Origin of the sequence: Halolactibacillus miurensis, assembly GCF_900116255.1 — a bacterium.
GTDB lineage: Bacteria > Bacillota > Bacilli > Bacillales > Amphibacillaceae > Halolactibacillus > Halolactibacillus miurensis.
In genome coordinates this window covers 17,779-30,365 of the sequence record NZ_FPAI01000024.1, presented here as the reverse complement: position 1 = coordinate 30,365, position 12,587 = coordinate 17,779, and the positions used below count along the sequence as shown (strand labels likewise).

Here is a 12,587-nt window from a genome sequence, read left to right as displayed (position 1 = left end):
ATACGACCTAAAAACATCGTAAATCCGATATATTCAAGAGCTTATAAATCTATATTCTTGTCAACAACGCGACAGTTTCAACATGAGGCGTGTGCGGAAACATGTCGACAGGCTGAACTTTTTGTAATTCATAACCAAATGGGACAAGTTCCGTAATGTCTGATGCAAATGTTTCTGGGTTACATGAGACATACACAATCCGTTCTGGTTTTGCGCGTCCAATGCGTCGCATCACTTTACCCCCCGCACCCGAGCGAGGTGGGTCTAATAAAAGTAGTTCCGGAATACCAAAGGATTCTAATATTTGATCAATCCCGTGTCGGGCATCTTTTGCAAGAAACGTCGTATTATGAATAGCGTTATCTAGTGCATTGCGTTTAGCTGATTCAATCGATGTTTCCACAATTTCAATCCCAGCTAATTCACCCACTTTTTCGGCGAATGGCAGTGAAAATGTGCCAACACCACAAAAGAGATCAATCATCTTTTCTGTTGGTTTTGGTTGGGCCATCTCAATCGCTAAATTGACTAACGTTTCTGCTTGCTTAGGATTCGTTTGGAAGAACGTATCAAACCATAAACGGTATTTAAAACCAAACATTTCATCATAAATGAAGTCACGTCCACTTAAGATATATTGCTCTTCTGCTTGCGTGCGGTCGCCCCAGTCTTTATTCTCAAACCACATCAAACTTTTCACATTCGGGCAATTAGCTTCAACACGTTCAATCAGCGCCGCTTTTGCCTCTTCTAGTTCGCCAGTGGGTGCTTCCGATGCAAATAGACCGAGCATCACTTCACCAGTATAAAACGATTGTCGAACCATTAAGTGTCTGAGTAGGCCGCTATGTTCATCTTTATCATAGCCTGATAAGTGAAAATCATTCGCCCACTGTTGGACTTCCATCGCATAATCAACCATTTCCTTACCGGCAATAAGGCAGGTTTCTAACGGAATAATTTTTCTCCAGTTACCTTGTTCATGAAGACCTAAATGGCCCTCTTTTGAAAACGTAAATTCCATTTTATTGCGGTAACGATAGGGCTCACCTTTCACGCCAATCGTTTCTTCTACAAGCACCGGGTCAAAACCATTATTTTTTACCATCTCTTTCACATAACGTGTTTTTTCTTTTAATTGACCATCGTATGACCAGTGTTGCCACACACAGCCACCACACAAATCAAAATGTGGACAATCAGGTGTCACTCGTTCAGCGGATGACTCTAATATTTTCGTGTAATCTGTTTTGATCCAACGTTTTCCTTCACCATCAACATGTACTTCAACTTTCTCATTTGGAATGGTTTGGGGAATCGTTAATTTAAGTTTTTTTGGGTTCACTTGTCCAGTATCACGCCAAACGACCGCGCGTCCAGATCCTTTTTTATCGACATAATCAATCGTTGTTTCATATAGTTTTTTGCTCACTTGATTTCCTCCTAGCTTTAAGTCACTTTAGCACGTCTATCATATCATCTTTTTTCCCGCTTGGCGACGGGCAACAAAAAAAGCAGCCCTTAGAGAGGCTACTTTTAGATGGACACAGCCACTTGATTCTTGCCGTTCTGTTTTGCTTGATAGAGTAATTCATCCGCCCGTTTAAAGAACTGTGTCTGTGATAAGTCTTTAGATAACGGTTGAAAACCGATACTGACAGTAATCGCACGATTAATTTCATCGTTTTCAAGATGAGCAATCTTCTTGCGAATGGATTCAATCAATTCATACCCGTCATTGATTGATTTACTTGTGATAAGGACGGCAAATTCCTCACCACCGTATCTCGATACAATCTCATTTTCAGTGACACTGTCTTCAATCACTCTAGCGACACGTTTTAAAATAATATCCCCAACATCATGACCAAACTCGTCGTTAATCTTTTTAAAGTTATCGATATCAATGATCGCCAGTTGCAGCGGCATATTGTAGTGAATGCTTTGATCATAAAGAAAATCTAAATATTCATAGAATGTACGGTGATTATACAACTCTGTTAACGGGTCTACTTTTGTTAATCGCTCCATCATCGCACTACGCACCATCAGTGAACGTTCTTGTTCATTAGAACGCTTTAATACGTCCAGTATATCGGTGCCACGGTCTAAAACGAGCGTAAACACTTGGTAAGCGGCAACGAGCATAAATAGATAAGCAAAGCGTTCAAACGCATTTGCTGCGTCTCTCACTTCAGGAATAACATACAGCGAAGTGAGTGCGATTAAATTTGCGATAAAACTAAAGCGTAATTCATTTTTATTAAAGTAAATAAGGTTAACAGCAAGTAGGATCACGAACAACACTTGTAAACCTGGAACACTGGCGTGTGTATAAGTCGTTACCCAAGCTGTAATCGTGCCGAATATCGTCAACATTTTCGGCTTATATAAACCTCTACTTTTGACTAAATATTGCACAATAACAATTAATACCACTTGTACCCCGCTCGGCACGAGCACTTTTGTCACTAAAAATTCTACTGGTGGATGTAGTTGATAAGCTTGACTCGTAAAAAAGCCTAACATTTGACCAATAAAAGCGAGACCAATCATAAACCAATAGATTGAAAGTATTTTATTCATCCAAACTTTTAAATCAATATGTAATTCGTCGTGGGAAAGCATGGCGCGTCTCCTTTAACATTAGCATTTTTTGCTTGTTTGATTCGGTTTTTCATGTTAGATTAGTAACCATTGCACGAAAAAACCGGTCCGATCGCGTTTAAAACACTTTCTATTATGACATTTTTCTGAAAAAACATTAAATTTGACTCAATCGTTTCCATTATAACTCAATTCACCCAACATTTCACCTACTTCACCAAAAATTAATTAACTTTATTAACACAAAAATATGACAAAATACCTAATTATATGATGATCTCTAGTCATTTAAAAAAAGAAACGAGGGAACAACATGAAAACATTCCATATTGTCGGTGCTGGTATTGCTGGTGCAAGCATCGCCTATCATTTACTTAAACTTAACCAACACGTTATTATATACGACCGTGAAGATAACGGACAAGCAACGAACGCTTCTGCCGGGATTATTTGCCCTTGGACAAGTCAGCGCCGGAATAAAAAATGGTACCGACTCGTAAAAGAAGGTGCCAAATACTACCCGGACTTTATTGAGGAATTAGAAAAACTTACAAATCAATCAACGGGGTTTAGGCAAAACGGTGCCCTTTGTTTATTTAAAGATGATCATATTCAAGCACTCGCCTATGAACGTATTAAAGGTAAACAAATTGATGCCCCTGAAATGGGTCAGGTATTAAAACTATCAAGTGAAGAGCTATTAGGCTATCATCCTAGCCTTACGACGGATTTTCCGGCTGTTTTTGTTGAAGGTGGAGCACAAGTAGATGGCGCATCATTACTGAGCGCATTAAAACAAGCCATTATTAAGCTCGGTGGTGAATGGGTCAAAGACACGATCAATCCACATACGTTGGATGGACAGATTATTTACACAGCTGGTGCGTGGTCACATGAATATGCTTCTCACCCAGAAGTGAGACATCAACGGGCTGAATTACTTGAAGTCGCCTTAGCAGAAGATTTACAACCCACTGTGTCGCCCGTTGTGATGGGACTGGGTCCGATGTATATTGTACCTACCTCTGCGCGTCACTACATGATTGGTACCACACACGAAGATACGACGTCTTTTGACATTCAAGAATCAGAAACAGCGAGAGACTATTTATTTACTCAAGTAAAACGCTATTTAAAGGCAACATCACTGACGAAAGGACGATCATCGATTGGCCTCAGACCTTTGACTGATCATAACTTGCCGTATATTGGTCCAAGTGGCGAGCTTTTCGTTGTGAATGGTCTTGGTTCATCTGGCCTAACGGCCGCTCCGGTCATCGGGCGGGAAGTCGCTTACTTTTTAACTGGACATTCGACTGTGCTCGATTTAACGGATTATCATTCGACGCCATCATAAATGATTATAGCGTTGAACCATGAAAAGACGGTAGTGAGGATAAAAGCCTCGCTACCGTCCTTTCTATTTATATCAATCCATCGTTAGATGCTTTATAATCGCTTGATGTTCTGGAAATTGTTCGACAAGTTCTTGCTTTTTGAATAATTTAAAGTCTTCAAAACGAAAACCAGGGCTGACCATACAACCAACCAAACCGTATTTACCGTTGACTGTTGAACCAAAAATCGTCCCCTTTTTCACGAGCACTTGAGGACGTTCTCCTTTTGATAAATCAAGACCGAGTTGTTCGGTTCGATACGTCCCGTCTGGTTCAATCATATGAATCGTAAGCGCGTCGCCTTCATGGAAATACCATAATTCATCTGATATTAGTTGGTGAAAGTGAGACTTATCGCCTTCTCGGAGTAAAAAATAGATACTCGTATAGTGCGGGTAGTCACTTGTGGCTAATTGATCACCGGTAAAACTTGACGCGTAAAAGCCCCCTTCTGGATGTGGGGTTAACTTTAGTTGCTCAATTATCTCATTAATTCTTGGCATAGGCTTATCTCCATTCTTAAAGTCTATTTCTTTTTTAGATTCACTCATTTCATGTTGAACTACCCCCACCTAACATTCTCACGAATGTTTGAGGAAGGGGATTCCATAAGGACACCCTAAAGGCGACCCATGCTCATTCAACTAAGCATAGGTTTTTCTACTCTCCAACCGTCGTAAACCTATTTTCTCAACATCTGTTAAAGCATGTTGGGGAAATAGTGTGTCCCAGGAACACAACTTGCTTTGGTCGAATCGTTCTGTCTGGTAGAACGCATGTGTTCTAACAAAAGACAGGGTACGCGTCATATACGCCCATTGCGCCCAATGATGTAGACCTTGTTTCTGCTCTGGAACAAGTGAATACAATATCGGTGGGAGTTTTTCTTTAAATCCCATTGCCCGTCGGGCAATGACATAAGCGGCTGCCATGTGAATGGACACACCGAGTCGCTTCATATATTTCATCTTGCCAATTTGACTGGTATAAGCAGGGTTAACAACGTAGACAGCAACCCCCATTTTTTCAGCTCTTGACTTGATTGCTAGAATCATCTTTTGATAAGCAAACTGACTCATTCGTCGATTAGCTTTTTTGTTTCCATAGGGACGCGACACTTTGGACCGCGTCGTATCCAATTTTTCGATGGCGAGTGGTTTATGCTGTTTAACAGCATAGTCAACCAGGGCAATAACCTCTGCTTCTATTATTTTCGCCTGCTGTCCACTGGTTTTACCCTCTAAGTTAAACGGGAGGGTAAAGGCATCCACACATTGACCTATGGCATTGACATTGGCGACAGCGATATGATTCACATTCAGATCAACCCCAATCATACCCGTTGATGTTGAGGTATTCAGGTAGGGTGCAGGCGGTACATCAATTAAGCATTTAACGATGTAGTAGTCACCATGATCCTCAAGTGACCATGCTATCGGCTTCCCATACTTTTTCTTATCTTTCAGGTTCATTTGTGTCTGAATGGCACGATTGACATGATCTTGACCATAAGAAAAAACAACGTCAGCGAGACGAATGACGCATTGGTCGATCGCCTTAAAGGTAAGGGTATGCGTCTCTGGGTGATAATGAAAGACAAAGTTACCTGATTTGGCGTCTTTCCGTCCCGAAATGGTCATCTTACCGTAACGCGCCGCTACCCAATCTTTCTGCCAACGCTCAGGATGAGCGTGATAAGACGTTTGTGTTAACCGGCCGCGCGCGAGTTTCTTACTCCCGAAACACACACCCGTCACTTTGTTTGTCAATTTAAGCAATTGTTTTTCATATCGATCTTTCTTAAAGTTCAACTGGCCCAAGCGAGACTTTAGGTGTTTGATTTGAACATCAAGGTATTGATGTTCAAAATCATAAGCACAGTAAAATAAGCGTGTGGAATACTTATATGTCACAACAAAAAAGGCCCCTTTTTGTTGTTCACGTGACGTTTTATTGAACATAAGTGTTCCTTTGATAAAAGAGCCTTTTATCTTTTGAAGTGTCGTCAAGCGCGCCTTCGTCGCTTTTATTTTTCTTTTAACGGCGTTGATTTGTTCTTTTTTATTACGTATGTACACCTTCTTCAATTCTCTTTGCGCGGATAGAAGCGCCCGTCCTTGTTGAACAGCACTGGTCGCATAATAATCATTTAATCCGTAACGTTGTTTCAACTGTTGATGGATGGAGACGGAACTTTTCGTTTTCACGCCCCTAAGCTCCCGGACCTCTGCTTGATAGCGAAAATGTTTAGCTTGATTAAACACCCGGAGGGTGTGATCCATAGACATAACAAAATCAGGGTCAATCTTATGCTTATATAAGCGATTTGAAAAAATGGCCTTCATGCCCATGATACCCACCCTCTCTTTGTTTTGTGACGATCATTGCTAATGTTTTAATTATACCACATGGAATATATGTTTGTCACTTCAAAAATATTGAAAACAAGCGATTCATCACCCACCTAGTGCTGACGCACTTGAGGAAGGTGTCTTCTCGCCCTGAAGCGATAATATAACAGTATAACAATCACAAGGAGATTTCTTATGACAGCTGATTTAAAACTAAAAAAACAAGAACTGATGCGTTTTCTCATGCAGTACAAATTTGCCATCAATGAAATGATGACCAAAGTGAACATTTTAAAACAAGAGTTCACCTATATCCATGAATATAATCAGATTGAACATGTGTCGCACCGGGTCAAATCACTCAAAAGCATTCTAAAAAAAGTCGAGAAAAAAGGAATTAAACCTAGTCCGGTGGCTATTAAAGAACACATTCGTGATATCGCTGGCATTCGGATCACGTGTTCATTTGAATCCGATATTTACATCATCCGCGACATGTTAAAACAACAGGATCACATCACCTTATTAAGTGAAAAAGACTATATCCAATCACCGAAGCCTAATGGGTACCGTAGTCTTCATTTAATCTTATCCATTCCAATCTTTATGTCAGACAGAACAGAGAATGTGTGTGTTGAAGTGCAAATCCGTACAATCGCCATGGACTTCTGGGCTAGCCTAGAACACAAAATCTACTATAAATTTAATAAACAAGTGCTCCAACATTTAAATATCGAGCTAACAGAAGCAGCAGAAGCGGCCCATAAACTTGATCAAAAAATGGAGAAACTACATCAGGAAATGGCGGCGATTAAAGCGGAATATGATGAAGAAGATCCACTTGATGAATTGAGCTTAGATAATGAACGCTTTCAATTACCAATTCAGTTCCTTAATACACTCTTAAATGATGATGACTTGTAATATGATGCTATCGTGCGTAAAGGCCCTTTGTCTCAAATGGACAAAGGGCCTTAATCAAATGTGTACCTATTTATTTAATTCGTCAGATAACTGCGATTTAATAACGTGTATCAAGAAATCCACAGAAAGCATCGACTGGTGAGATACCTGTGAATGCTGAACGTCCCATCATCTTCTCAACAAGTGCTTGAAGTGTAAATGGCTTTGAATCATACGTATTAATAAATGTCTGAACTTGTGGCACATCAGCTAAATGATTCGGTGCCTGTACCGATACAAAAATCGTTGGAATCTCATGAACATAGAAAGGAATATCTGGTGTCCCTTTTGATGCTGGCCACTGAATGCGTTGATCCGTGTTTGGTTGAACAGACGCCACATTAATAATCACATCATATTGTTCTACGAGTTCTTTAATTGGACGCTTTTGTGCATAGACATTCGCAATAGCTTGTGCACGTTCTTCTTCTGGTAACTTGTTAATCCGTTCTTCAGTTGATTCCCAAATAGATACCTCAAATCCTTCTTGTTCAAGAATCTCTTTTAATGTATCAACGGGACGCACTTGTTCAGCTCCAATAAGTGCCCCAAAGCCACCTTTATGTCCTTCGACATTTACAAGTAACACACGTTTTGATTTGTTTACATTTAACGGGAAGATGTCCTGTTGGTCTTTTACTAACGTAATCGCTTTATCAGCCACTTCCTCAGCAATTTTTTTGTTTTCCGCAAGACCAATGGTGGCCATTGCTGTTTCTTTATCTGGCAATAAGGCTGTTTTTTCTTTCTTGTGTAGACCTAATGCTGCTTTTGTACCAAGAATACGTGTGAGTGCTTCTTCTAGGCGTTCATCCGTGATGACACCGTTTTGATAGCCTTCTAACATCCACTGGAAATCTTCATCTGGATCATTGAAGAATAAGAATAAATCAGATCCAGCAGCAATCGCTGTTGGCAACATGTCTTGACGCTTCATTGATGCCGTCATTGCCACCATGTGGCTAGCATCCGTCACAACAAGGCCATTAAAGCCCATTTCATCACGTAAAAGATCCGTTAAAATATATTTATTTAATGTCGCTGGTAAAATCTGTTCTTGAACCGCCGCATCTGGGTTAAAGTGTTTCACATATTCAGGTAATGAAATGTGACCAGCCATAATAGATGGTAAGCCGGCATCGAATAATGAACCATACACTTTGCCAAACGTTTCGTCCCAATCTTCTTTAGAATAATAATTTACACTAAATGATAAGTGTTGGTCACGCTCATCTAGACCGTCCCCTGGGAAGTGCTTGGCAGCTGGAGCAATCCCGCTTTCTGTGATCCCTTTCATGTAGGCAAGCGACATCTTAATGGTTAAATCAACATCACCGCTCCACGTACGGGTTGAAATAATCGGGTTACGCCAGTTACGGTTTAAGTCAACAATCGGCGCAAAACTCCAGTTACAGCCAATCGCTGCCGCTTCAACACCTGATATACGGCCCATTTCATAGGCATAGCGTTCATCATTTGTTGCTGCAATCTTGACTTCATGCCCAACATAGGTCCCGTCTTTACAAGCCCCATTACCACCAGCTTCTGTATTTGCCGCAATCAGTAATGGAATCTTACTATTTTCTTGTAAGATTTTATTTTGGTCATAGACTTCCTCAGCTGTTCCTGGGTTGTATCTGACGCCCGCAATATGATAATTATTCAGTACTCCAGTTAAGTACTCTTCAGTCCGCTCTGAGCCCATATTAATGAATAATTGGCCAATCTTCTCTTCAATTGTCATACTATTGATCGTATCTTTCACCCAAGCAATGCTTGCTTCATCTAAATTGTAAGGTTTTTTTGTTAAATCTACGCGCATAATAATCCCCTTCCGTATTGTTTAATACACTTCATTTATATACTAGTATACATGTAGGAAATGAAAAAAGAAAGCCTTTTCTATAAAAACATATTCGTACAAACAATGACACCTTACGATTCGTTCGATATAATGAACCTATCTCAATAAAGGATGTGTTCTGATTATGAAAAAACTTACCCAAGCACTTGCCTTGAGCGTTGGTGCAAGTCTGTTATTAACACAAATAACCGACGTTTTAATCAATCAAGACAAGCAACAAGCATTAGTAAAATCAAAAGACAATTTAAAAATTTCAATCAAACAGGTAGGCAAAACAGTTATTGAACCATCAACTTTCACCCTGTCTTCTTTGCATACATTAAAAGATATCGTCTCACAAACAAAAACAACGGGCATTTCCGGTATACATGTCGAACCGCAAAACTACAACATTGGTCAAGCCATTGTTTTTAATCTTCATATTAAAATAATTGGTAATGAAACACATGATCCGTTACCGCAACGTCAGGACAATATTTAACTCCTGTTGTTTAAATATTAAAAGCATAAAAAGGATGATGGCTATGCTAAATAGCCATCATCCTTCTTTTCTTCATGTATCCATTATTCTTAATCAAAAAGCGTCCTTGTCAGCCTAGACTGTTGAACTTGCTGAGGACACATAACTATACTGTCTTTGTTTCTTCGCTATATGACTTATTAACACTTAGAATAACCACAACCACCTAAGTCAGTCAGACAAGTCGTACAACCATCTTGTTTAACAAATGTGGACTGGCCACAGCTTGGACAAATATCAACGGAACCACTCGAGAATTTACCCATTGATTCGGGTACGTCAACCGCTGCTTCATTATCTTCACCTAACTGCATCAAGACTTTTGCCAGGGCATCTGGTAAGGATTCAATTTGATTTTTACCGAAACCAACCGCACTTTGGCCTTTAATGCCGTTAAACTTCTTAATAATCCAATTAACTTTCTCTTGTTGGGTTAAGTTCGCGATACGCGGACTTAATAATCCCGTTAAAGCAATCGCTAAACCGTCCGCAATTGCTGAAATGTCTGCGCCTGTTTTACCTAAGTTAAGGAAGACTTCTTCAATTAAGTCTGTTTGAGGATGACGATTAACAGTGACATACATTTTACCAAATGGTGTCGCTGATTTAATCGTTTCACCAACTAATCGTGTCGGACGCTTATAGAACTTAGCTGACGTGAATTCGCGGTCATCGTCTTCAAACGTAATCGCTTGTGCTGGTGATGCTGTCACTTCTTCTACTTGTTCTTCTTCGTCACTGACACTGCGTAACACTTGTGTATCACGGCTACCGTCGCGGTAAATCGTTAACCCGACAACCCCTTTTTCTATTCCGTAGCTATAGAGTTCTTTCGTTTGCTCCACAGTAAAGTGGTTAGGAACATTACACGTTTTACTAATCGCTGAGTCATTATGTTTTTGAATCGCCGCTTGGACATCCACGTGATTTTTCGGCGTAATTTTTGGTGTCCCATCTTTTTCGACACACATCGCTGAGACGAAGTAGTCAGGTAGGACTTTTTCACCCGTACGCTCAAGGTAATCTTTAGCTTTACCTAAATAATCGATCGTTTTACCGAGACGGCTTTCACGTTCCCATTTAATTGAGAAGAAAGGCTCCACCCCTGTAGAGCGACTGTAACCTTCACTACCTGTTTTCGTTCCGGTTGTACCGGTTGGTGCTTGTGTGAGTAGGTGTGAGTTGCGTAAGCCGTGTTTTTTAATTAATGCTTTTACGTCATCATCTAAGCTTTTCGGCACGCGTGCTTCTAGGATTTTCTCGTCATATTTCGGGAATCGTCCACGGACTTCGGCTAATTTCGCACTAGCTTCATACGCGCTGTTTTTAATAAACGCATAGAGCCGATCAATAAATGCAATCGATTCATCTGAACCGTAACGTAGTTCTAAATCAATCAATAAGTCATGGAGACCTAACGTACCCATCCCAATCCGGCGTTGTTCTTTTTGCACGCGTTCATTTTCCTCGCGGAAATAAACGGTATAATCAATCACATCATCCGCATAACGAATCGCATCGGCTACCGCTTGTTTTAAATCATCCCAATCAACATCGTTTGTTTCTTTCTTAAAGAATTCCGCTAGATTAATGTGAATCAAGTTACAAATACCATTTCCACAAAGTGGTTGTTCCCCACATGGATTGGATGACACGTTTTTCTGGTAATAGTACGTATTGTTCCACGGTGTTGCTTCATGTTTTTTCTTCAGTGATTCTGGATCTAATTTGTACAGCCCTGTCCCTTCTAAAGGAATCAATTGTTGCGTACTTGGCATATAGCCATCATTCATATGATCATAAACCATGACACCTGGTTCAGCTGAAGCATGTGCGGATTCAATAATTAAATCATAAAGTTCTCGTGCTTTCACTGTTTGATAAATTTCAACGGGTAAACCTGCCTCTAACCAATCATGAATATCTTGATACTTGTCAGCCCAATCGTTATCATAAGCTGCATGGCGTGTATCTGGGAAGATGAGATGCCAATCAGCATCGTTCTCTACTGCTTCCATAAATTCTTTTGTAATTTGTACAGACAGATTGGCGTTAGTGATTTTACCACTTTCACGTTTGATCGTAATAAAATCAAAAATATCCGGGTGCGAGATGTGTAATTGTAACATTAAGGCGCCCTTGCGACTGCCACCTTGTTCAATAAGGCCCGTCGCATAGCTAAGCAAACCACCCCAACTAACAGAACCTGAAGAAATCCCATTCACACCATATACACGGGCATTCCGTGGTCTAAGGGTTGATAAGGCAATACCGACACCGCCACCGCGTGACATAATCTCAGTCATTTCAGAAAGCGAGCCGTTGATAATCCCTTTACGTGAATCCTTCGGATTCGGTAAGACATAACAATTATAAGCCGTTAAATCAAATTGCTTGCCATATTTCTCATAAATCCCCATTGATGCCTGGACACGTCCACCTGGGACAATTTTTTCTTTATATAAACTATCATACATACGGTCTTTAAATGTATCTAAATCTTGATGTTTATACGTTTCCTCAATGGACATCGCACCTAAAACATAGCGCTCAACGGAATCTGACCATTTATAATCAAGTGGAATCAACACATGTCGACGTGGTACCGTTAGTGTTTGGTTTGATACTTCACCAATAAATGTTACCGTCTGATTGTCCATCTCGATGACGCGACCAAAATCTTTTTGTGGGTATTCCGGAATCGATTCATCATAAATCGCCACCACAACATCCCCAATATTTAATTTTGATACATCCATTTCTTTTACCGTATAACGATCAAGTTGTAATAACACTTGGAAAGGAGTTTTGTTTAACTCACCGTAAATCTCTGTTAATAATTCTGACACAGTATCGCCTCCTGAAATATATACTATATATAGACA

General features: G+C 40.2%; 9 protein-coding genes. 3 read left to right on the top strand and 6 right to left on the bottom strand.

What is annotated here, in order from left to right:
- Nucleotides 1-49: 49 nt before the first annotated feature.
- Nucleotides 50-1,432, bottom strand: a complete 1,383-nt coding sequence (rlmD, locus tag BM390_RS12315) for a 23S rRNA (uracil(1939)-C(5))-methyltransferase RlmD (protein ID WP_062323424.1) — start codon at nucleotides 1,430-1,432, stop codon at nucleotides 50-52.
- Between the two features lie 104 nt (nucleotides 1,433-1,536).
- Complete coding sequence (locus BM390_RS12310; RefSeq protein WP_062323425.1) at nucleotides 1,537-2,628, bottom strand: GGDEF domain-containing protein; 1,092 nt, start codon at nucleotides 2,626-2,628, stop codon at nucleotides 1,537-1,539.
- 292 nt (nucleotides 2,629-2,920) lie between these two features.
- Between BM390_RS12310 and BM390_RS12305 the strand changes: the two genes are divergently transcribed.
- Nucleotides 2,921-3,964: an NAD(P)/FAD-dependent oxidoreductase gene (locus tag BM390_RS12305; RefSeq protein ID WP_089855147.1), complete on the top strand. Its 1,044-nt coding sequence runs from the start codon at nucleotides 2,921-2,923 to the stop codon at nucleotides 3,962-3,964.
- A gap of 72 nt (nucleotides 3,965-4,036) precedes the next feature.
- Here the strand turns inward: BM390_RS12305 and BM390_RS12300 are convergent, their stop codons facing one another.
- The gene (locus BM390_RS12300; protein WP_062323430.1) at nucleotides 4,037-4,507 is read right to left on the bottom strand and encodes a cupin domain-containing protein; all 471 of its coding nucleotides are present in this window, start codon (nucleotides 4,505-4,507) and stop codon (nucleotides 4,037-4,039) included.
- 141 nt (nucleotides 4,508-4,648) lie between these two features.
- Nucleotides 4,649-6,355, bottom strand: coding sequence for an IS200/IS605 family accessory protein TnpB-related protein (locus BM390_RS15550; RefSeq protein ID WP_177220725.1), 1,707 nt, complete (start codon nucleotides 6,353-6,355; stop codon nucleotides 4,649-4,651).
- A 195-nt stretch (nucleotides 6,356-6,550) separates the two neighbouring features.
- Here BM390_RS15550 and BM390_RS12290 point away from each other — a divergent pair, with 195 nt between their 5' ends.
- Nucleotides 6,551-7,279 (top strand): GTP pyrophosphokinase, encoded by a 729-nt coding sequence (locus BM390_RS12290; RefSeq protein WP_089855143.1) that lies wholly within the window; start codon nucleotides 6,551-6,553, stop codon nucleotides 7,277-7,279.
- Nucleotides 7,280-7,376: 97 nt separating this feature from the next.
- On the opposite strand, the gene BM390_RS12285 is transcribed toward BM390_RS12290, so the two are convergent.
- Nucleotides 7,377-9,140 carry a glycoside hydrolase family 3 protein gene (locus BM390_RS12285; protein WP_062323205.1) on the bottom strand — a complete coding sequence of 588 codons (1,764 nt, stop codon included), beginning with the start codon at nucleotides 9,138-9,140 and terminating at the stop codon, nucleotides 7,377-7,379.
- Nucleotides 9,141-9,306: 166 nt separating this feature from the next.
- Between BM390_RS12285 and BM390_RS12280 the strand changes: the two genes are divergently transcribed.
- Nucleotides 9,307-9,663, top strand: a complete 357-nt coding sequence (locus tag BM390_RS12280; RefSeq protein WP_062323208.1) for a hypothetical protein — start codon at nucleotides 9,307-9,309, stop codon at nucleotides 9,661-9,663.
- Nucleotides 9,664-9,842: 179 nt separating this feature from the next.
- Here the strand turns inward: BM390_RS12280 and BM390_RS12275 are convergent, their stop codons facing one another.
- On the bottom strand, nucleotides 9,843-12,551 hold the full coding sequence (locus tag BM390_RS12275; RefSeq protein ID WP_089855140.1) for a ribonucleotide reductase barrel domain-containing protein: 2,709 nt from the start codon (nucleotides 12,549-12,551) through the stop codon (nucleotides 9,843-9,845).
- Nucleotides 12,552-12,587: the final 36 nt, after the last annotated feature.